The following is a 20,680-nucleotide window of genomic DNA, read 5'->3' as shown; positions in this document are numbered from 1 at the left end:
TTCGTATACCCTTTTTTTATGCTAAACTTCAACTTCACCCCTTTTCCGGTCATAGAAACCGAGCGTTTAATTTTAAAACGAATTACAGATGATGACGTAAATGAAGTTTTTGAATTGCGATCAAATCCGGAAACCATGAAATATATTCCAAGACCTTTAGTTAAATCGACAGAAGATGCTCTCGGACATATCGCAATGATTGAAGAAAAAATCGTGGCAAATGAAGGGATCAATTGGGGAATTACTTTAAAAAACAACCCTAAAACTTTAGGAATTATAGGATTCTACAGATTGCAGCCTGAAAATTACCGAGCAGAAATTGGCTATATGTTACTTCCTGAATTTCATGGAAAAGGAATTATTACTGAGGCAGTAAAACGATTAATTTCTTATGGCTTTGATGATTTAAAACTCCACTCAATTGAAGCCGTAATTGATCCTGAAAATTTTGCTTCTGAAAAAGTTTTACAAAAATGCAATTTTGTCAAAGAAGCCCATTTAAAAGAAGCCCAGTTTTATGAAGGTAAGTTTTTAGATAAAGTGATTTACTCGTTATTAAACAGCTAATTTTCTACATGAAAATTTTATAAGTTATTATTTTAAGTACATGACAAAAAGCAAAACATATTGTTTTCCAAAGATTTAAATCCTGTCAAAAGAAATTTTGACAAATAATCTAATCCATACTTGAAAATACTTACTGCTCTTCTGCCATGTTTTTTTATTATTATTTTCTGGATGCATTCATCCAAATAGTCGCCAATTTTATAACACCATACAAAAGCAATCATTGTTAGAGAAAATAGTTTTTCTAATCTTTTTAAATCCGTCACATGTGTGTCTTCTATGTTAAAACCACTACTTTTTAAACCTCTAAAAAGAGTTTCAATTTGCCATCTTCGTTTATAATAAACCATTGCTTGTTCTGGTTTATCGAATGATACAATAATTAAAAATTCTATTTTTCCATCCCTAGCAATGGTCTTGCTCCCAGAAAGATAGCATTTTTGACCATGTAACTCCACAATTCTCGGATAGTGGTAAAACTCGCCTATTTTTAAATTATTGAATAACCAAAAAGCCTTAATCTCTTCCTGTTTTTGATAAGAATAAATTTTGAAATTATTTCTGATTCTAATATAATACCTAATATTGTTTTGGTTTAGAAACTCTAACCATTTATCCCCAACAAACTCTCTATCAGCTAAGAGACAATCTATACTTTGCCTCCCGAACCATTCTATGTAGGTTTTGATTAAATCAATCCTCTCTTGTATATCTGAATTTCCTCGTTTATCCAACATTTTGAACATCAATGGAAATGCAACATTTTTATAACTGACTCCTAACATTAGAATGTTGATATTTTTAGTTCCGAACTTCCAATTGGTTCTATCTAAGACCAATACCAAATCGCATCTTACCGGTAATATATTGAATATCAAAGAAGAAACTATTTTCATAGGAAAGTCAAATTCCTTCATGAATCTTTGAACCCTCCTATAAGAGCTATTTTTATTGGCGGTTGTATCAAATCCCGATGCTAACCTATCATAATTAACTGTTTTTATTTTGCATAAAGCCGTTATAAATAAACAAATGAGCTTGACCCTTGCTAAATTGAGTTTCCCTTTGAAATGACCTTGTAAAACTGAAATAAGCTCTGTATCTTTACCCTCAAGACTGGTATTCTTCATTATAAAAATTATGTCGTAATAATTCTATAATGTACGAAATATCAGTCTTTTTTGCAAATTAATTAACCTGTATATTATTGATTTTTAGCAAAATATAATTTTGTCATGTACTAAAGTTATTATTTGTAAATACGTTATTTGGGAGTCATTTGATAACAAAAAGCCTATGAAATTTATGAGTTACACTCCGGAAATACGTTATCTTTTTAAAGAAAAATACAATGTTTTTTATGCGGAAAGGTACATAAGTTTTGATCGTTATGAACTCCAAAAATAGGGATATTAGGATAGTAACATGTGCGAAAAAGGGGTAGAATATAGAAATTAGGAGCCCCCTATTGGATATGGCAAAAAACGCAGTGAAAAAATTTTATTGGATATTTTTTTAAGGGGTGACTGGCATCAGGAATTTTACAAAGGCCGCTGTAATGATGACACAACAGAAGCTACGAAAATATAAAAAACTGAAATAAAAGTGGCGAATGGATTCCTTATTGAGGTGGTCTTATGATTTTTTACCAACTAAATTAATTTTCAGGAAATTTAGAAAGTGACTTAATATATAAATTTTCTACTTTTTTTCTCGCCCAATCTGTTTTTCTTAAAAATGTCAGACTGGATTTTACACTAGGATTTTCATTAAAACATTTGATCGGAATTAATTCGCCTAAAGTATCAAAACCGTAATAATTTACAAGCGTTTCAACAATTTTCTGAAGTGTTATTCCGTGAAGCGGGTCTTTAGATTTGATTTCCATGTTTATATTTTTAAATAAATAACAAAAGACCGCGCTTAAAAAGTACGGCCTTTGTGCAAAATTAACGAATTGATTCAAAACAATTCATTTAATTCTTAGAATAAGAACTTAAATCCAAAAGAAAGTGGTGATGTCAGGTTTGGATTACTTCCTGCCAGAGCCGTGTTGTAAAACGGATCAACATTTGCAACGTGCGCTAGTCCAAAATTAGTAACTGTGGTTTTGTCTCCATTTTTAGGCTCAAGAGTTGTGGTTGTAAAATTGGCTAAGTCATAAGAAAATTCAACTGAGAAGTTTTTAGTTATAAAATAATCAAAACCTCCTGATACAGATAACCCAAACTGATTTACTTTTAACTCACTTTCCTTTTCTTTTCCGGTAATTACCGGCAAAGCAGCCTGTCCAAAGAAATACAGTGAACCGGCTACATTCCAATATTTTCTTACCAAAGGCTGAACAACAATTAGATCCGTTTTGGCAGCTGTACCTGCATCTGATTCGGATTTAATATTGATGTATCCAACTCCTGCTCCCACAGCCACAGATGGAGTTACAAATGTACCAACAATTGGCAATACAGATAAACTTGTGTTTTTTTCATCAGCCATTTTGGTCTGCTGATAGCCAAACTGTGAAGTTGCGAACCATGTTCCTTTTAGTCCCTGATTTCCCTCCTGAGCTTTAGCGGTTAAACCAATTAACACTATACTCACTAATGTTACAATTTTTTTCATGTTATTATGTTTATTAATTACATGACAAACTTATGGGGAACCTTTTGGGACAGGAATGATTAAAATCATAGATTAAAAAAAACTTTAATTATATTTAAGCGCGTCAAAGTTTACAATTTTACTTATTTTTGCATCATGTTAAAATCAGTCAATATACTTAATAAAAGAGCCAGGTTTGATTATGAAATAATCGATACCTACACTGCCGGAATCGTTTTAGCAGGAACTGAAATCAAATCAATCCGATTAGGAAAGGCTAATATTACCGAAAGCTTCTGTGAGTTCAGTAATAATGAACTTTTCGCTATTAACACATACATTGAAGAATATTCATTTGGAAATCAGTTTAACCATAAATCAAGAAGCGAAAGAAAACTGCTTCTGAATCGGAAAGAATTAAAAAACCTTCAGAAAAGTGTGCAGGCAAAAGGATTAACTATTGTGCCTCTTAAACTGTTCACGAATGAAAAAGGACTTGCAAAACTTCAAATTGGGCTTTGTAAGGGAAAGAAAAATTATGACAAACGTGAATCCTTAAAAGAACAGGATACAAAACGTGACTTAGACCGCATAAAGAAAGCGTTTAATTAATACCCTTTTTGTAAATTATCGTTTCTTAATACAAACCATTCTAAGAAAGTAATATTCATTTATTGCTTTTTTTATTTTAAATTTCATGACAAATTACGTCAGGAAAATTCTTTTTGAAATGAAATCGCTTCTTAAAAATGCGCGCGAACAAAAGGGACTAAAAACCCGTGAAGTTGCACAAATAGTAAGCATTGATCAGGCTTTAATCAGTAAATTTGAAAGCGGTCTTCGAAAACCAACAAAAGACCAGATTATAAAATTATCGACACTTTTAGAAATTGATCATGAAACTTTGATGATTGCATAGTTAAAAGAAAAAAAATTATACGAAATTGGAGATGATGAGTCTGCTTTAAGAGCACTTGCTGCAGCCGAACAAGAGCTTCATCTATCAAAAATCGGTATCAAAAATAAAAGTATCAGGTGCTTTAGAAAAAATGCTGCAGGAAATTGAATTTCTGAAAGCAAAACTAGATTCGTCTGCCCAAGGCAATTTTGATGAAATTTTACAAAAATCCGAATTAGAATATACCTTTTGAAAGCAACCGAATAGATGGGAATACCATGACCCTTAAAGAAAAAGAAATGGTGATTAACGAAGTTTTGACAATTTGGGGTAAAAGTACGAGGGAACACCTGTAAATTGTAAATTACACAAATCCTAAAAGAAGTATTAGAAAATATCTAAAAAATGAATAAACGAGATTAATTTTCAAGGTTCAAAAATGCTTTTCCAAGATTTTCAATGATATCCGATGCTATAAAAGACTGATAACCAGTTTGAGGCAAAGCCATATCAGCTGTTAATCCATGAAGAAACACTGCTAATTGTGCTGCCTGAACAGGTACATAATCTTGTGCCAGTAAACTGGTTATGATTCCGGTAAGCACATCACCGCTTCCAGCAGTTGCCAATGCTGCATTTCCGGTTGTGTTTTGATAAACTTTCGTCTGGCTGATAATGTAAGTTGGAGCTCCTTTCATTACAATGATCACTTTATAATGCTCTGAAAAAGTGATTGCTTTTCGAAACTTTTCAGATTCAGAATTCCATTTGCCAATCAAACGTTCGAGTTCTTTTGGGTGTGGAGTCAAAATGGTGTTTTCAGGGATTAATTCGAGCCATGCCTCGTTTTCTGCAAGTATATTTAAAGCGTCTGCATCCAGCACTAAAGAAGTTTTATTCGTTCGTAAAAATTCAAATAAAGCTTTTTGTGTTGCTAACTCCTTCCCTATTCCCGGACCGATACCAATTGCTTTTGGAAGCAAAGGCAACTGAATATTAGTTATAAAGTTTACATTTTCATCCGTGACAACCATGACCTCAGGAATTGAAATCTGAAGAATCTGATAACCGCATTTGGGAGTAAAAGTCGTTACAAGACCACAACCCGATTTGATACAGGCTTTTGAAGCCAGAACTGCGGCTCCTACTTTGCCATAACTTCCGGCAATGATTACCGCATGTCCCTGCAATCCTTTGTGTGTGAATGGATTTGAAGGCTTGTAAAATTCTAAAACTTTCTCTTTTGTCATTAAATATGGAGACTTCATGGTAATTCTGTTATATATTAAAATTACATTAAAAAAATCGAATCACGGATATTCTTTGTACCAATTTGCCCTAGCCCTGGTAGCAGCGACATCCTTTTTAAAAAATAAAAAGATATAGCGAATAACAGGAAACAGCTCCAAATTATTGCGAAATTTACAATTTAAGCCATTCATATTCGACATTTTTTGAATAGATTTGCAAAACAATTTTTATATCTCTATACAATGAAAAATACTGCGCTTACGCACATACATGAAGGTTTAGGAGCAAAAATGCTTCCTTTTGCAGGTTACAATATGCCAATTACTTACGAAGGTGTAAATGCTGAACACGAAACAGTTCGTAACGGTGTGGGGGTTTTTGACGTTTCACATATGGGAGAATTTTTATTGACAGGACCTAATGCTTTAGCTTTGATTCAGAAAGTGACTTCAAATGACGCATCAACTTTGACCATTGGAAGAGCGCAATATTCTTGCCTTCCAAATAATGAAGGCGGAATTGTGGATGATCTGATTGTATATAAGATGAAGGAAGAACAATATTTGTTAGTCGTTAATGCTTCGAATATTGAAAAAGACTGGAACTGGATTTCGTCTCACAACGACTTGGGGGTTGATATGAAAAATCTCTCAGATGATTATTCATTATTAGCCATTCAGGGGCCAAAAGCAGTTGAAGCAATGCAGTCCCTGACTTCTGTTGATTTATCTGCGATTACCTATTACCATTTTGAAGTAGGCGATTTTGCAGGAATTGAAAATGTAATCATTTCTGCTACAGGATACACCGGTTCTGGCGGATTTGAAATTTACTGCAAAAACAGCGAAGTAGAACAAATCTGGAATAAAGTTTTTGAAGCCGGGGCTCCATACGGAATTAAACCAATTGGTTTGGCAGCTCGTGATACTTTGCGTCTGGAAATGGGATTCTGCTTATATGGAAATGATATCAATGACACTACTTCTCCACTGGAAGCTGGTTTAGGATGGATTACTAAATTTTCTAAAGATTTTACAAATTCTGAAGCCCTTAAAAAACAAAAAGAAGCGGGAGTTACCAAAAAATTAGTCGCATTTGAAATGCAGGAACGAGCGGTACCAAGACACGATTATGAGATTGTAGATGGTTCCGGATCTGTAATCGGAGTTGTGACTTCGGGAACTATGTCTCCTTCTATGGGTAAAGGTATTGGTCTGGGATATGTTACAGTTGCCAACAGCGCAGTCGATAGCGATATTTTTATCAGAATCAGAAAAAATGATGTTGCAGCCAAGGTGGTAAAATTACCTTTTTACAAAAAATAAAAATTTCAGTTAAATACTGTCAAAAAATGCATTGCTTAATTGTGATGCATTTTTTTTTGAATAACCGTTTTGATATAAGAATATTTGGGAAAAGTATAACAATTAATGAGAAATTAAGTGTAAATTTAATTTTGGAATTATTCAAAATATGAAAAAGATAATATCGGTATTTCTTCTTATTACAAACACTCTATTTTCTCAAAATAGTGACAAGACATGCGAAATACTTACCAAAATAAATCACCTTATTCAAAACGAACACATTAGACCAAAACCATTGGATGATAGTTTATCAATTTATGTTTTTGATAATTTAATGGATGAACTCGATCCGTCCAGAAATATCTTTTTCAAATCAGAATATGATGAAATGTCTAAACAATATCGACTCAATATAGACGATTTTATATTACAGGGCGATTGCAGTTTCCTGTCTGATATTACGAACAAATACAGAAATGGACTTCTGCGCACTAAAGCTGTTTTAGAAAAAATTCAGACCGGAACAATTGATTACAATAAAAAGGACACTATCCGTTTTTATAAAAAAGCATTTAAATTTTATCTCAAAAAAGAAGATTTAGAGAAAATATGGCTCAAAAAACTCCGTTATCAAATTCTGGATGATATCGTTGAAAAAAGTGATAATCTGGATTCTCTTAAATTAAATTTCAAATCAATTGAATTACAATCGAGAACTAGTATTTTATCAAACGAAATCTGCAGGATAAATACACTGTTAGAAGGAAAAGATACACAAAAGGAAAACCTTTACAACTTTTTTTGTACCTACTTTGATCCACACACAACGTATTTTAGCGATGATTCTAAGTCCAGTTTTGTAGCATCTTTATCGAAAGAACATTTTTCATTAGGAATGAGTTTAAAGTTAAATGAGAAAAATGAAATCATTATTGATGAATTAGACCCAAATGGTCCTGCATTTCAAACGGGACAGATAAAAAAAGGAGACCAGATTGTTTCAGTTTCAAATCAAAAAGAGACTTTACAAGTTTCATGTGCATCATTAGAATCTGTTTCAAGTATGATATTATCTGAGTCTAATAGGAAGATTACACTTACTTTAAAACGAAACTCCGGTAAAGATTTTGAAGTTTATATCGAAAAGCAAATAATGAAAGATGAAGAAAACTCTGTTTATAGTTTCATCATTGGCAAAGAAAGCAAAATTGGATATATCAAGATTCCCAGCTTCTATGCTGATCTGGATCAAAATAACCGTAAAGGCTGTGCTGATGATGTAGCGCGGGAGATTATCAAACTTGAGAGAGACAACATAAAAGGTCTTGTAATTGACCTCATTAATAATGGCGGTGGTTCTATGGAGGAAGCCGTTAGGCTATCCGGCATGTTTATCGATTACGGACCACTTTCTGTTGTTATAGATAATAAACAAAACAGAACTGTAATAAACGATCCGTACAAAGGTCTGATCTATAAAGGACCTATAGTAATTTTAATAAACAGTAATACTGCTTCTGCCAGTGAATTTTTTGCTTCCATTTTACAGGACTACAACCGTGCTTTATTGTTAGGCAGTAATACATTAGGAAAAGCTACCATGCAAACAATTATTCCTCTTGATGAAAATACCACCACCGATTTTTTAAAAATAAGTATTAATAAATTTTACAGGATAACGGGTAAAAGTCATCAAAATACAGGAGTTAAACCAGATGTTATTCTTCCCGAATTTTATGAAAATGTCTTTCAAAAAGAAAGCAATTTTCCAACTGCCCTTCAAAACGACAGTATTGCCATTTCATTAAAATACAAGCCTTATGTAAAAAGAAATCTAATTGATAAAATTGCCAAAAACAGTTTGGCAAGATTAGCTGACAATTTCTATTTCAAACAAATCAGAGAAATAAATTCCAAAATTGACGAAATGATAAATACACCAAAGACTGAAGTACCAATGACACTGAGTTCAATTTTTGAGCAAAAAATTATTAGAGAAAAATTATGGAAGGAAATTAATGCATTTAGTGACACAGATAATCCGTTAGATGTATATAATTCAACTATAAATCAATTCTTGCTTGGTGTGTATCCCGCTGAAAAAACAATAAATCAGTATAAAATTGATAATCTTAAAACCAATCCTTACCTAAACGAAGCCGTAAATATTATTAATGAATTTAATACTTCGAAATAAATTTCAGATTCTCTAAATTACAAATTGCTATTATTTGAAGCTTATTTAAAAACAAAAACATTGAGAAGCAATACATATGTCTATTGATTCATATTTCAGTTTTAATCATACAATAAGATTCAGTTGCTTAACATAGATTTTTTTATTTTAAAAAACTATAAAGTATAATTTTAAAATAAAGTATAATTTTAAAAAGAATATAATTTGATTTTGGAAAAATAAGTAATAACCGTATTTTTGCATCACAAAACTAAAAATTAGAAATGGGAAGAGCGTTTGAATTTAGAAAAGGAAGAAAAATGAAACGTTGGTCAGCGATGGCCAAAACATTTACCAGAATTGGTAAAGATATCGTTATGGCTGTTAAAGAAGGCGGACCAAACCCAGACGCCAATTCTAGATTAAGAGCAGTTATACAAAATGCTAAAGCTGCCAACATGCCTAAGGAAAATGTGGAGCGTGCTATCAAAAATGCAAGTAATAAAGATACTGCCAACTACAAAGAAATTTTGTTCGAAGGATATGCTCCTCACGGAATAGCCATTTTGATTGAGACAGCTTCTGACAACAATAACAGAACAGTAGCCAATATACGCAGTTATTTCAATAAATGCAACGGTACTATGGGTACTCAGGGTTCTGTTGAGTTCATGTTTGACCACACTTGTAATTTCAGAATTGCTAATAACGGTCTTGATGCCGAAGAATTAGAATTAGAACTAATTGATTTTGGTGCCGAAGAAGTTTTTGAAGACGAAGACGGAATTCTAATATATGCTCCTTTTGGAAGTTTCGGAGCTCTGCAAAAAGAATTAGAAAACAGAGGGCTGGAAATCTTATCTTCAGGTTTTGAACGTATTCCTCAAATCACAAAAGAATTAACAGAAGCACAAATAGCTGACGTTGAGAAACTGATTGAAAAAATAGAAGAAGATGATGATGTAATGAACGTCTATCACACCATGAAGGAACAGTAATTCTTCAAAACTAAAAGCTCTGGTTTTCCAGGGCTTTTAGTTTATAATGATTTTAAACAAATTAGGAATTTAATAAAATAGCCAGTCATCCCTTATATTTGCAGTTCCAAATTTAAAATAACCTTATGAAAAATTCCAAGTACACTAAAATTGCCGTGATAATTATGGTAATATTGTTTGTAATTGTAAGTATGTTAGGATGTACCGTGCAACATAATCATTCACACCACAATTCGAAAAAAATGCCTCCTGGTCAGGCCAAAAAAATATCAGGAGAAAAAAGTGCTAAATCACATGCACATGGTCATCGTTAAAAAATATTTTTCATTCAAAGCCTTTTATAATTCAAAAGGCTTTTTGCATTTTTAGTTTCTAAAGATTTTAAATTTAATCGTTATTTACATTAGGATAATTTTAATCAAAAATTAAGACGAATGCTCAAAATAATTACAAATCTTCATCTGTAAATCGCAAATCCTGACTACCTTTGCACTGTCAAAAAATAACAGATATGAACTTACAGCATATTCAACAAATTAAGCATACTGACAGTGGTAATTTCTTTTTATTGGCGGGACCCTGCGCAATTGAAGGAGAGGAAATGGCACTTAGAATTGCTGAAAAATTAGTTGGTATTACCGAAAAACTTGAGATCCCTTATGTATTTAAAGGATCATTTAAAAAAGCCAACCGTTCCAGAATTGATAGTTTTTCCGGAATTGGTGATGAAAAAGCACTAAAAATTTTACGAAAAGTTTCTGAAACTTTCCATGTTCCAACAGTAACAGATATTCATACGAATGAAGATGCTGATATAGCAGCACAATATGTAGATATCTTACAAATTCCTGCTTTCTTAGTACGTCAGACTGATTTAGTTGTAGCCGCTGCCAACACAGGAAAAACAGTAAACCTGAAAAAAGGACAATTTATGAGTCCGGAAAGCATGAAACATGCAGTTCAAAAAGTGTTAGATTGCAATAACGAAAATGTTATGGTGACTGACCGCGGTACAATGTTTGGTTATCAGGACATGATTGTTGATTATCGTGGAATCCCAACGATGCAGCAATATGCCACAACAGTTTTGGATGTAACACACTCATTGCAACAACCTAACCAGACTGCCGGTGTTACAGGCGGAAGACCTGATATGATTGAAACCGTTGCCAAAGCAGGTATTGCTGTAGGCGTTGACGGAATTTTTATCGAGACACATTTTGATCCCGCAAATGCTAAAAGTGATGGTGCTAATATGCTTCACTTAGATTATTTTGAAGGGCTAATGACCAAATTGGTAGCTATCAGAAAAACAGTTAATTCATTTTAATACTTCTATAATTCATTGAAAAATAAGTTTTTATTCTTGCCTTTTTTCTTAATGTGTTTCGCTGTTAATACATTTGCCCAGGAAGAAATTGCAATACAAGACAAATACACAGCACACAATAAAGGAAAGTTTTTTATTTCATGGGGAGGTAACCGAGAAAGCTACTCAAAATCTGATGTAACCTTCAGAGGAAAAGATTACGAGTTCACTGTCCACGATATGGAAGCGCATGACAAACCTAAAGGATGGCATATTGATTATATTAATCCGGCAAATATGACAATTCCGCAGACGAATTTTAGGCTTGGTTATTTCATAAACGATCATTATAGTATTGCAATTGGCGTTGACCACATGAAATATGTTATGACGCAAAACCAGATTGCGAATGTTACTGGTAATATAGGACTACCTTTAACAGATCAAGGTTCCGTTCATAACGGAAATTACAACAATGACCCTGTCGATTTTACAGATCAAACGTTTTTAACTTACGAACATACTGATGGTTTAAATTATGTAAACACAGAAGTTTCAAGACATGATGATATTTCAAAATGGTTTAGACTTCCAAATATTGATAAGGTTCAGATTAATTTAACTGAAGGTTTGGGAGGTGGAGTTTTGTATCCTAAAACAAACACCAAACTTTTAGGAAAAGAACGTCACGATGATTTTCACATTTCGGGTTATGGAGTTTCTGCAAAAGCAGGAATTAATATTACCTTTTATAAACACTTCTATATTCAGGGAGAACTAAAAGGGGGTTACATCAATATGCAGGATATCAAAACAACTGCAAGTAATGATGACAGTGCTTTTCAGGACTTTTTCTTCTTTCAGCGAATTATTGCTTTTGGGGGAATTTTTAGAATTTAAAATTACAATACAACATAATCAAAGCAGGTTTCATATTTAATTTGAAACCTGCTTTTTGTTTTACTCTGAATAAATATTAAGCAGATTCGTTACAGTATTCCAGTTTCTAATTGTTGCCGTGACATTAAGTTTTTTCTCAATATATTTTTGATCAAATCTGGTTTTTCCGGCACCAATAGCATATTTTATAAAAATTCTGTTACCGTCAATACTTGCTTCGTCTGGTTTAAATTGGCTTATCTTTAAATCATTTATGTTTTCTTTTTTCAAAACAATTGAAACAAAAGCAACGTAAAGTTTTTTACTGTCAACTTCTTTTTCTTTTAGAAAAGGATTGTTTTTAAAACACAATTCCAAATCTTCTTTTGCAATTACCACAATAGGAACTTCGTGTCCAAAAACTTTAAAAATTTCCTGCTTAATCATAAATCCTACTTTTGAAGCACTTTCTTCATCGGTATCCACAAAAACATTCCCAGACTGCAGATAGGTTCTTACATTCGTAAAACCAATATTTTCCAGCATCGTTTTTAATGCTTCCATTTTCATCATATTGTGGCCGGAAACATTAATTCCTCGTAAAAGCGCTAAGTGTGTTATCATTTCAAAATATTTTACTCCCCAAAGATATTATTTTCTAAACTTTAATTTTCAAATTATCTCATTTTCAAATTTCCCAATTAAAATCTATCTTCGCTATTCTAAAAGATAAAATTCTAAAATCTAAGAAGTCTAAAAAACTAATGTCAAATAATCTCCTAGAAACTCCTATCGAATACTTAAAAGGCGTTGGTCCGAGTCGTGGTCAATTGCTTCGTAAGGAATTAGGAATTCATAAATACAGAGATTTAGTTAATTTTTTTCCGAACAGGTATATTGACAGAACGCGTTATTATAAAATAAACGAACTTCAAAATACGGGTTCTGAAGTTCAGATTATTGGAAAAATAATTCACATTAAAACCGTTGAATTTGCCAAAAACAAAAAACGTCTTGTGGCTACTTTTGTTGATGATACAGGCCAAATGGACTTAAACTGGTTTCAGGGACATAAATGGATTAGGGAGAGCCTGAAACTTAATGAAGTTTGTGTAATTTTCGGAAAATGTTCCTTGTATGGGAATCAATTCAGTATGGCGCATCCCGAAATTGAGCTTTTAAAAGAACACGAAAAAAGTCTTCGATCAGCCATGCAGCCGGTTTATCCTTCAACAGAAACACTCACAAACAGAGGAATTTCAAACCGGACAATAAATAAATTGATGGAACAGCTTTTCATCGAAACACAAGGTTTGTTTACTGAAACTTTTCCTTCTTACTTAATTGAGGAAATGAAGTTAATTTCAAAAAAAGCAGCTTTATTTAACATCCATTTCCCGAAGAGTGCCGAAGTTTTGGCGAAAGCTCAATTTCGATTAAAATTTGAGGAATTATTTTTTATTCAGCTGCAATTAATTACAAAAAATCTCATTCGAAAACATAAAATAAAAGGACATCCTTTTGCAAAAGTAGGCGAATTCTTCAATGGATTTTATCAAAATCATTTACCTTTTGATTTGACGAATGCTCAAAAAAGAGTAATCAAAGAAATCAGAACCGACATGGGAAGCAATGCTCAAATGAATAGGTTATTGCAGGGAGATGTAGGCTCCGGAAAAACGATTGTAGCATTTATGAGTATGCTTTTAGCAATTGATAATGGATTTCAGGCCTGTTTGATGGCTCCAACCGAGATTTTGGCGAATCAGCATTTTATTGGTTTATCTGAATTAGCAAAAACATTAAACATCAATATTAAAATATTAACTGGTTCTACCAAAACTGCAGCGAGAAAAATTATTCACGAAGAACTGGAAAATGGTTCTTTACATATTTTAATTGGCACACATGCTTTATTAGAAGATAAAGTAAAGTTTAAAAATTTAGGATTAGCTGTGATTGATGAGCAACATCGTTTTGGTGTGGAGCAAAGATCAAAATTATGGAAGAAAAATGATATTCCGCCACATATTTTGGTCATGACTGCTACGCCTATCCCAAGAACACTAGCGATGAGTTTATATGGCGATTTAGATATTTCGGTAATTGATGAATTGCCTCCTGGCAGAAAACCTATCCAGACGGTTCATCGATACGATAGCAACCGCCTCAAAGTCTGGAAGTTTCTGCGTGATGAAATTGCTAAAGGGAGACAGATTTATATCGTTTATCCATTAATTCAGGAATCAGAAAAAATGGACTTCAAGGATTTAATGGATGGCTATGAAAGTATTTCACGTGATTTTCCGCTGCCCCAATATTCTATTTCAATTTTACACGGAAAGATGAAACCTGCGGATAAAGATGCTGAAATGAAGCGGTTTTCAGAAGGAAAAACGAATATTATGGTGGCCACAACGGTTATAGAGGTTGGTGTAAATGTTCCAAATGCCAGCGTCATGATTATCGAAAGTGCGGAACGTTTTGGTCTGTCTCAGCTCCATCAATTACGAGGGCGTGTTGGTCGTGGTGCTGAGCAGAGTTATTGTATTTTAATGACAAGCCATAAACTGAGTTCAGACAGCAAAACCCGAATGGAAACAATGGTTCACACGAATGACGGTTTTGAAATTGCTGAAGTTGATCTAAAACTTCGCGGTCCCGGAGATTTAATGGGAACACAACAAAGCGGTGTGTTAAATCTTCAAATTGCGGATATTGTACGTGACCGTGATATCTTGAGTTTAGCCCGAAACTATGCAATAAAAATTTTAAAGGACGATGGAGCCTTACAAAAACCTGAACATGCAATATTAAAATCCATTTTTATAGAATTAACCAAGAAAAAAAACATCTGGAATTACATTAGTTAATCATTATAAAAATCAAGTCATTTTAAATTAGTTACATTACTGATTTTTATATCCAATTTGTACTTTCTATTCTTACCTTTGCAAAAAAATTATTTATGTCAAATATATATTTAGGATATCATTTTACTGTAGAACCCAAAGAACTGGGATCTGAAATATTAATTGCTGAATTGGGAGAAAAAGCTTTTGAGAGTTTTACCGAAACTGAAAACGGGATTTCGGCTTTCGTAAAAAAAGATTTGTGGGATGAAAATATTTTAGATGACATTTATATTTTACAATCGGAAGAGTTTACCATCGAATATACGATTGAAGAAATTGATCAGGTAAACTGGAATGAAGAATGGGAAAAGAATTTTGAACCCATTGATGTAGATGGTAAATGCCATGTTCGCGCTCCTTTTCACCCAAAAACTGATGCAGAATTTGATATCGTAATCGAACCAAAAATGAGTTTTGGAACAGGTCATCACGAAACAACCCACATGATGATTCAGCATTTATTAGAGATAGATGTTCAGGGTTTAAAAACACTGGATATGGGATGCGGAACGGCTATATTAGCCATTTTAGCTGAAATGAAAGGTGCCCAACCTATAGATGCAATCGATATTGATAACTGGTGCTATTTGAATTCTATTGAAAATGCTGAACGTAATAATTGCAAACATATTACCGTTTATGAAGGAGATGCTGTCTTATTGACTGACAGAAAATATGATTTGATTATTGCAAACATCAATCGTAATATTTTGTTAAATGACATGCAGTCTTATGTAGATTGTCTTAATCCAAAAGGGATTATACTTTTCAGTGGCTTTTACGAAGAAGACATTCCGTTTATTGATGCTTCCTGCACTGAGAAAGGATTAACTTATGTTAAAAAATTTCAAAGAAACAACTGGGTTTCATTAAAATACGTAAATTAGTTAATAATAATTACCACAGTACAAAATTTAAAATTATGAGTACTAAAGAAAAAGTAAGAGAAAAAGTTCACGAAAAAGAAGCAATAGGCTTCAATAATGAAATTGTCGTTTACAACGATGATGTAAACACTTTTGATCATGTAATTGATACGCTAATGCGTGTTTGCAGCCATACAGCAGAACAGGCAGAACAATGTTCCCTAATTGTACATTATAATGGAAAATGCACAGTAAAGACTGGCCCAATAGATAAATTAAAACCACAATGCACTCAACTCCTGGAAGCAGGACTTAGCGCCGAAATTGTTTAAATTCAAATAAGCTCTAAAAACATTCTATTTCATTCTAATTTTTGAATAAAATAGAATGTTTTTTGTTTGTGAAAGTTGAAGGCACAATATTTGTTTATCCTACCAGCATAATCTAAAATCTTTTTACATTTGTATTAACACTAATACCAAAAATCGATGAAAAAAATAACTTTACTTATTATTTTATTAATCACATTAACTTCCTGTGTAAGTACAAAATCAACATTAAAAAATGTAGATGATAATGCTCCTGACTTAGTTTTAAGCAAAAATAATACGTTTGTTATTAAAGAGTTCAGCAAAGACAAAAAGTATGGTTATAATCCAGATTATCCTATCAATATTTTCTTCAGAAATACCAAAGACGAATCACTAAATGAAACCCGTTTTTTAAACGCTTTAGCGGGGCCAAATGGTGAAAAAATTACTTATACAAGATTAGAGACTTGTTGTCCGTTTCCAACTAAACGAAGCGACATGGGTGCAGGATTTTTAAATGTATATGAATTAAAATGGGATGGCCAGAAAAAACCGGTTACACTTTATCTAAATATTTATGAAAAAGGCATTCTGATGGTTCCAATGGGACTAAGCTTAAAGAAAGAAAACAATTAATACAGATTAAAAAAGGAAGGCATTTCAATTTGAAACGCCTTCCTTTTTATACAACTTTTTTTTATAAATAGGTTAAGAAATTCTTTCATTCATAATACCTTCAACAACCTCAGGATTTAACAAAGTTGAAGTATCTCCAAAATTAGAAAAATCCCCTTCAGCTATTTTACGTAAAATTCTACGCATAATTTTACCTGATCGTGTTTTTGGCAATCCTGACACAAACTGAATTTTATCTAATTTAGCAATTGGTCCAATGTGATCAGCAATATACTGATTGATTTCTTTTGCTAAATTTTCTTTATTTCTAACTTCACCAGTTTCTTTTAAAATTACGTAACCATATAAAGCATTCCCTTTTATATCATGCGGGAAGCCTACAATAGCTGATTCAGCAACAGCAGGATGCTCATTAATTGCATCTTCAATAGGAGCAGTTCCTAAATTATGCCCAGAAACAATTACAACATCATCTACCCTTCCTGTAATTCTATAATATCCAACTTCATCTCTTAATGCACCATCCCCTGTAAAATATTTACCTGGAAAAGCAGAGAAATATGTTTTTTTATAACGCTCATGATCTCCCCAGATAGTTCTGGCAATTCCAGGCCATGGAAATTTAATACATAAACTACCCACTACCTGATTACCTTCAATTTCATTACGCTTATCATCCATAAGAACTGGCTGAATACCTGGTAAAGGCAATGTTGCATATGTAGGTTTTGTTGGTGTTACAAAGGCAATTGGAGAAATCATAATGCCGCCTGTTTCAGTTTGCCACCATGTATCTACAACCGGACATCTCTTATCTCCAACGTGATCATTAAACCAGTGCCACGCTTCTTCGTTGATTGGCTCTCCAACAGAACCAATAACCTTAAGTGATTTTAAAGGATACTTTTGAATATAGTCAAGACTTTCTTTGGCTAAAGAACGAATTGCTGTTGGAGCAGTATAAAATTGTGTTATTTTATGTTTTTCAATAATTTCCCAGAAGCGGCTAAAATCAGGATACGATGGAACTCCTTCAAAAATTACAGTTGTTCCACCATTCAGTAATGGTCCGTATAAAATATACGAATGCCCTGTAATCCATCCGATATCTGCTGTACACCAGAAAATATCATTCTCTTCATGACTGAATACATTTTTAAAAGTATAAGCAGTATAAACCATATATCCTGCCGTAGTATGTACCATTCCTTTTGGTTTTCCTGTAGAACCTGAAGTATATAAAATAAATAGAGGATCTTCTGCGTCCATTATTTCAGCTACATTGTAATCAAGAGCTGCATCTAACAAAGGCTGTAACCAAACATCACGACCTTCCTGCATTTTTATTTCAGTCTCTGTTCTTTTTACAACTAAAACTTTAGAAACTGATGGGCAACTTTCCAACGCTTCATCCACTATTCCTTTAAGATCAATCGTTTTATTCCCTCTGTAGCCACCATCAGAAGTAATCACCATTTTGCATTCACTATCATTAATTCTTGCAGAAACTGCCGAAGCTGAAAATCCAGCAAAAATAACCGAGTGTATTGCTCCAATTCTGGCGCATGCTAAAACTGCTACAGCGAGTTCCGGAATCATTGGTAAATAAATGCAAACCCTGTCTCCTTTGGTCACGCCCTGCTCACGCAAAACATTTGCCATTTTTGAAACTCTTTCATATAGTTCATTATAGGTAATGTGTATTGCTTCCTCCGAAGGATTGTTCGGTTCGAATATTATAGCCGTTTTTTCCCCTCTTTTACTCAAATGTCTGTCGATACAATTCTTTGTAATATTAACTTTGGCTTCTGTAAACCATTTTACTTCTGCTTCAGCCATGTTAAAATCAACAACTTTTTCCCATTGCTGGTACCAGGTAAAGTTCTCTTCAGCAATTTTACCCCAAAACTTTCTTGGTTCTCTTATTGACTTATTGTAATGTTTAAAATATTGTTCTAAATTTTCAATTTTATAATAACTCATAGTTGTTGTAATTTTTTTATAAATGTATTAAATAACAATGTATTCTTAAAATTATTTAATTCATAAATTTTATCAAAAAAAAACAAATCATAAAAAAAACACATCGATTAAATGAATTTAATATAAAAACCTGGCTTTTAATCAAAAAAAGATATTACAAAAAAAGGCATAATATTATAAATATCATGCCTTTAATTCTAACAATTTCAATAACAATTAATTTTCTGCTTACCTCTTTCCATGTTTGAAAATAGCAGCAACATTATTAATCATAACAGAAAATTCTACAAGTATATATACTAAAACATACTCAATACTATTAGGGATTACTTCACTTAACCCATTATTAATTAGAGTTAAGTGAATGTAACATGCGCCATATCTGTTATTATCTTAATAAGTGCTTACTAATTCAAAATATTATATAAAACCAAGATACAGTGCAAAATCCCAACACACAAACGTGGTGTGCAATATCTATATTATCCTATTTTTTTCATTGCTGTCATTGACTCTCTTAGCCATGCCCCTACTTCTTCGATAGGGTGTTGGCGAATTTCTTTATTTACAGCAATCAAAACAGCATTATCTACTCCGTTTGAAGTTGAAAATGGTTTTCCAATAATGTTTGTTTCTACTTTTTTCATGAACTCGGTTAATAATGGCTTACAAGCATGATCGAATAAATAACATCCATACTCTGCTGTATCAGAAATAACGCGATTCATTTCGAATAATTTCTTTCTTGCAATTGTATTAGCAATTAATGGCAACTCATGTAATGACTCATAATAAGCAGACTCTTCAATAATACCTGCTTCTGTCATAGTTTCAAAAGCTAATTCAACACCGGCTTTTACCATGGCAATCATTAATACTCCATTATCAAAATACTCCTGCTCAGAGATTGGAGCTTCTTGTGGAGCTGTTTTTTCAAAGTTAGTTTCTCCTGTTGCAGCTCTCCATTTCAATAAATTAACATCGTCATTAGCCCAGTCAATCATCATTGTTCTTGAGAATTCTCCGGAAATAATATCATCCTGATGTTTTTGGAATAACGGACGCATGATATCTTTCAATTCTTCAGCTAATTCATAAGCCTCAATTTTTGAAGGATTATTTAAACGATCCATCATATTTGTAATTCCTCCATGTTTCAATGCCTCAGTGATAGTTTCCCATCCGTATTGGATCAATTTAGAAGCATAAGCAGGATCAATTCCTTTTTCAACCATTTTATCAAAACATAAAATAGATCCAGTCTGCAATAATCCGCAAAGAATTGTTTGCTCTCCCATTAAATCTGATTTTACTTCAGCTACAAAAGATGATCTTAAAACTCCTGCCCTGTGTCCTCCTGTTGCAACAGCATAAGCTTTTGCCTGATCTAAACCTAACCCATTTGGGTCATTTTCAGGGTGAACAGCAATAAGAGTTGGCACACCAAAGCCTCTTTTATATTCTTCACGTACTTCAGAACCTGGACATTTAGGCGCACACATAATTACAGTGATGTCTTTACGAATCTGCATTCCCTCTTCAACGATATTAAATCCATGAGAATATGCTAAAGTAGATCCTTGTTTCATTAATGGCATAATGGCAGTTACCACAGCAGTATGCTGTTTATCCGGAGTTAAGTTACAAACTAAATCAGCAGTTGGAATTAATTCTTCATAAGTACCTACTTTAAATCCATTTTCAGTAGCATTTTTAAAAGAAGCTCTTTTTTCAGCAATTGCATCTGCACGTAAAGCATAAGAAATATCAAGACCTGAATCTCTCATGTTTAAACCTTGATTCAAACCTTGTGCTCCGCAACCTACGATTACGACTTTTTTTCCTGCTAATGCATCTATCCCATTTGCAAATTCAGATTGCTCCATAAATTCGCAAACCCCTAATTGTTCTAATTGTAATCTAAGTGGTAATGTGTTGAAATAATTGGCCATTTTTTTTTAATATTTAATATGTATGATGTTT

At 32.9% G+C, this 20,680-nt stretch carries 21 protein-coding genes; 14 read left to right on the top strand and 7 right to left on the bottom strand.

What is annotated here, in order from left to right:
* Window positions 1-18: 18 nt before the first annotated feature.
* The gene (locus ACNC7R_RS10385; protein WP_417941020.1) at window positions 19-567 is read left to right on the top strand and encodes a GNAT family N-acetyltransferase; all 549 of its coding nucleotides are present in this window, start codon (window positions 19-21) and stop codon (window positions 565-567) included.
* A 32-nt stretch (window positions 568-599) separates the two neighbouring features.
* On the opposite strand, the gene ACNC7R_RS10380 is transcribed toward ACNC7R_RS10385, so the two are convergent.
* The gene (locus tag ACNC7R_RS10380; RefSeq protein ID WP_417941019.1) at window positions 600-1,697 is read right to left on the bottom strand and encodes an IS4 family transposase; all 1,098 of its coding nucleotides are present in this window, start codon (window positions 1,695-1,697) and stop codon (window positions 600-602) included.
* A gap of 166 nt (window positions 1,698-1,863) precedes the next feature.
* Between ACNC7R_RS10380 and ACNC7R_RS10375 the strand changes: the two genes are divergently transcribed.
* Window positions 1,864-1,974: a hypothetical protein gene (locus ACNC7R_RS10375; protein WP_417941018.1), complete on the top strand. Its 111-nt coding sequence runs from the start codon at window positions 1,864-1,866 to the stop codon at window positions 1,972-1,974.
* A gap of 250 nt (window positions 1,975-2,224) precedes the next feature.
* Here ACNC7R_RS10375 and ACNC7R_RS10370 read toward each other — a convergent pair whose 3' ends face one another.
* Both ACNC7R_RS10370 and ACNC7R_RS10365 read right to left on the bottom strand, forming a co-directional pair.
* On the bottom strand, window positions 2,225-2,455 hold the full coding sequence (locus tag ACNC7R_RS10370) for a VF530 family DNA-binding protein (RefSeq protein ID WP_417941017.1): 231 nt from the start codon (window positions 2,453-2,455) through the stop codon (window positions 2,225-2,227).
* A 95-nt stretch (window positions 2,456-2,550) separates the two neighbouring features.
* On the bottom strand, window positions 2,551-3,189 hold the full coding sequence (locus ACNC7R_RS10365) for an outer membrane beta-barrel protein (RefSeq protein WP_417941016.1): 639 nt from the start codon (window positions 3,187-3,189) through the stop codon (window positions 2,551-2,553).
* Window positions 3,190-3,324: 135 nt separating this feature from the next.
* Here ACNC7R_RS10365 and smpB point away from each other — a divergent pair, with 135 nt between their 5' ends.
* Together smpB and ACNC7R_RS10355 are read left to right on the top strand one after the other, a co-directional pair.
* On the top strand, window positions 3,325-3,780 hold the full coding sequence (smpB, locus tag ACNC7R_RS10360) for an SsrA-binding protein SmpB (RefSeq protein WP_025571512.1): 456 nt from the start codon (window positions 3,325-3,327) through the stop codon (window positions 3,778-3,780).
* Window positions 3,781-3,865: 85 nt separating this feature from the next.
* Window positions 3,866-4,087 carry a helix-turn-helix domain-containing protein gene (locus ACNC7R_RS10355; protein WP_417941015.1) on the top strand — a complete coding sequence of 74 codons (222 nt, stop codon included), beginning with the start codon at window positions 3,866-3,868 and terminating at the stop codon, window positions 4,085-4,087.
* 398 nt (window positions 4,088-4,485) lie between these two features.
* Here ACNC7R_RS10355 and ACNC7R_RS10350 read toward each other — a convergent pair whose 3' ends face one another.
* Window positions 4,486-5,334: an NAD(P)H-hydrate dehydratase gene (locus ACNC7R_RS10350; protein ID WP_417941014.1), complete on the bottom strand. Its 849-nt coding sequence runs from the start codon at window positions 5,332-5,334 to the stop codon at window positions 4,486-4,488.
* Window positions 5,335-5,559: 225 nt separating this feature from the next.
* On the opposite strand from ACNC7R_RS10350, the gene gcvT reads away from it, so the two are divergent.
* From gcvT to ACNC7R_RS10320, 6 genes are all read left to right on the top strand, one after another.
* Window positions 5,560-6,642, top strand: coding sequence for a glycine cleavage system aminomethyltransferase GcvT (gcvT, locus tag ACNC7R_RS10345; RefSeq protein ID WP_417941013.1), 1,083 nt, complete (start codon window positions 5,560-5,562; stop codon window positions 6,640-6,642).
* Between the two features lie 148 nt (window positions 6,643-6,790).
* A complete protein-coding gene (locus ACNC7R_RS10340) occupies window positions 6,791-8,821 on the top strand; it encodes a carboxy terminal-processing peptidase (protein ID WP_417941012.1) in 2,031 nt (676 codons plus the stop codon).
* Window positions 8,822-9,084: 263 nt separating this feature from the next.
* Complete coding sequence (locus ACNC7R_RS10335) at window positions 9,085-9,798, top strand: YebC/PmpR family DNA-binding transcriptional regulator (protein WP_417941011.1); 714 nt, start codon at window positions 9,085-9,087, stop codon at window positions 9,796-9,798.
* Window positions 9,799-9,923: 125 nt separating this feature from the next.
* Complete coding sequence (locus ACNC7R_RS10330; protein ID WP_417941010.1) at window positions 9,924-10,112, top strand: hypothetical protein; 189 nt, start codon at window positions 9,924-9,926, stop codon at window positions 10,110-10,112.
* 197 nt (window positions 10,113-10,309) lie between these two features.
* Window positions 10,310-11,128 carry a 3-deoxy-8-phosphooctulonate synthase gene (kdsA, locus tag ACNC7R_RS10325; RefSeq protein WP_417941009.1) on the top strand — a complete coding sequence of 273 codons (819 nt, stop codon included), beginning with the start codon at window positions 10,310-10,312 and terminating at the stop codon, window positions 11,126-11,128.
* A 15-nt stretch (window positions 11,129-11,143) separates the two neighbouring features.
* Window positions 11,144-12,007, top strand: a complete 864-nt coding sequence (locus ACNC7R_RS10320) for a hypothetical protein (protein WP_417941008.1) — start codon at window positions 11,144-11,146, stop codon at window positions 12,005-12,007.
* A gap of 60 nt (window positions 12,008-12,067) precedes the next feature.
* Here ACNC7R_RS10320 and ACNC7R_RS10315 read toward each other — a convergent pair whose 3' ends face one another.
* Entirely contained in the window at window positions 12,068-12,610 is a 543-nt protein-coding gene (locus ACNC7R_RS10315) for a DUF1697 domain-containing protein (protein ID WP_417941007.1), read from the bottom strand.
* 110 nt (window positions 12,611-12,720) lie between these two features.
* Between ACNC7R_RS10315 and recG the strand changes: the two genes are divergently transcribed.
* The 4 genes from recG to ACNC7R_RS10295 all read left to right on the top strand — a co-directional run bounded on the left by recG (window position 12,721) and on the right by ACNC7R_RS10295 (window position 16,714).
* A complete protein-coding gene (recG, locus tag ACNC7R_RS10310; RefSeq protein WP_417943162.1) occupies window positions 12,721-14,859 on the top strand; it encodes an ATP-dependent DNA helicase RecG in 2,139 nt (712 codons plus the stop codon).
* 95 nt (window positions 14,860-14,954) lie between these two features.
* Window positions 14,955-15,788 carry a 50S ribosomal protein L11 methyltransferase gene (prmA, locus tag ACNC7R_RS10305; RefSeq protein WP_417941006.1) on the top strand — a complete coding sequence of 278 codons (834 nt, stop codon included), beginning with the start codon at window positions 14,955-14,957 and terminating at the stop codon, window positions 15,786-15,788.
* Between the two features lie 35 nt (window positions 15,789-15,823).
* A complete protein-coding gene (locus tag ACNC7R_RS10300) occupies window positions 15,824-16,099 on the top strand; it encodes an ATP-dependent Clp protease adaptor ClpS (protein ID WP_417941005.1) in 276 nt (91 codons plus the stop codon).
* 156 nt (window positions 16,100-16,255) lie between these two features.
* A complete protein-coding gene (locus ACNC7R_RS10295) occupies window positions 16,256-16,714 on the top strand; it encodes a 2-dehydro-3-deoxyphosphooctonate aldolase (protein WP_417941004.1) in 459 nt (152 codons plus the stop codon).
* 72 nt (window positions 16,715-16,786) lie between these two features.
* Here ACNC7R_RS10295 and acs read toward each other — a convergent pair whose 3' ends face one another.
* Window positions 16,787-18,697 carry an acetate--CoA ligase gene (gene acs / locus ACNC7R_RS10290; protein WP_278010092.1) on the bottom strand — a complete coding sequence of 637 codons (1,911 nt, stop codon included), beginning with the start codon at window positions 18,695-18,697 and terminating at the stop codon, window positions 16,787-16,789.
* A gap of 482 nt (window positions 18,698-19,179) precedes the next feature.
* The gene (gene ilvC / locus ACNC7R_RS10285) at window positions 19,180-20,649 is read right to left on the bottom strand and encodes a ketol-acid reductoisomerase (RefSeq protein WP_417941003.1); all 1,470 of its coding nucleotides are present in this window, start codon (window positions 20,647-20,649) and stop codon (window positions 19,180-19,182) included.
* Window positions 20,650-20,680 lie beyond the last annotated feature (31 nt).

Source organism: Flavobacterium adiutor, assembly GCF_048282555.1.
In the GTDB taxonomy this organism is placed as follows: Bacteria; Bacteroidota; Bacteroidia; order Flavobacteriales; family Flavobacteriaceae; genus Flavobacterium.
The sequence above is the reverse complement of the archived record's forward strand: the minus strand, read 5'-3'. Positions and strand labels throughout refer to the sequence as shown.

Coding starts and splice junctions, on each gene's coding strand:
- ACNC7R_RS10385 (WP_417941020.1), top strand. CDS start 19: ATGCTAAACTTCAACTTCACCCCTTTTCCGGTCATAGAAACCGAGCGT.
- ACNC7R_RS10380 (WP_417941019.1), bottom strand. CDS start 1,697: ATGAAGAATACCAGTCTTGAGGGTAAAGATACAGAGCTTATTTCAGTT.
- ACNC7R_RS10375 (WP_417941018.1), top strand. CDS start 1,864: ATGAAATTTATGAGTTACACTCCGGAAATACGTTATCTTTTTAAAGAA.
- ACNC7R_RS10370 (WP_417941017.1), bottom strand. CDS start 2,455: ATGGAAATCAAATCTAAAGACCCGCTTCACGGAATAACACTTCAGAAA.
- ACNC7R_RS10365 (WP_417941016.1), bottom strand. CDS start 3,189: ATGAAAAAAATTGTAACATTAGTGAGTATAGTGTTAATTGGTTTAACC.
- smpB (WP_025571512.1), top strand. CDS start 3,325: ATGTTAAAATCAGTCAATATACTTAATAAAAGAGCCAGGTTTGATTAT.
- ACNC7R_RS10355 (WP_417941015.1), top strand. CDS start 3,866: ATGACAAATTACGTCAGGAAAATTCTTTTTGAAATGAAATCGCTTCTT.
- ACNC7R_RS10350 (WP_417941014.1), bottom strand. CDS start 5,334: ATGAAGTCTCCATATTTAATGACAAAAGAGAAAGTTTTAGAATTTTAC.
- gcvT (WP_417941013.1), top strand. CDS start 5,560: ATGAAAAATACTGCGCTTACGCACATACATGAAGGTTTAGGAGCAAAA.
- ACNC7R_RS10340 (WP_417941012.1), top strand. CDS start 6,791: ATGAAAAAGATAATATCGGTATTTCTTCTTATTACAAACACTCTATTT.
- ACNC7R_RS10335 (WP_417941011.1), top strand. CDS start 9,085: ATGGGAAGAGCGTTTGAATTTAGAAAAGGAAGAAAAATGAAACGTTGG.
- ACNC7R_RS10330 (WP_417941010.1), top strand. CDS start 9,924: ATGAAAAATTCCAAGTACACTAAAATTGCCGTGATAATTATGGTAATA.
- kdsA (WP_417941009.1), top strand. CDS start 10,310: ATGAACTTACAGCATATTCAACAAATTAAGCATACTGACAGTGGTAAT.
- ACNC7R_RS10315 (WP_417941007.1), bottom strand. CDS start 12,610: ATGATAACACACTTAGCGCTTTTACGAGGAATTAATGTTTCCGGCCAC.
- prmA (WP_417941006.1), top strand. CDS start 14,955: ATGTCAAATATATATTTAGGATATCATTTTACTGTAGAACCCAAAGAA.
- ACNC7R_RS10300 (WP_417941005.1), top strand. CDS start 15,824: ATGAGTACTAAAGAAAAAGTAAGAGAAAAAGTTCACGAAAAAGAAGCA.
- ACNC7R_RS10295 (WP_417941004.1), top strand. CDS start 16,256: ATGAAAAAAATAACTTTACTTATTATTTTATTAATCACATTAACTTCC.
- acs (WP_278010092.1), bottom strand. CDS start 18,697: ATGAGTTATTATAAAATTGAAAATTTAGAACAATATTTTAAACATTAC.
- ilvC (WP_417941003.1), bottom strand. CDS start 20,649: ATGGCCAATTATTTCAACACATTACCACTTAGATTACAATTAGAACAA.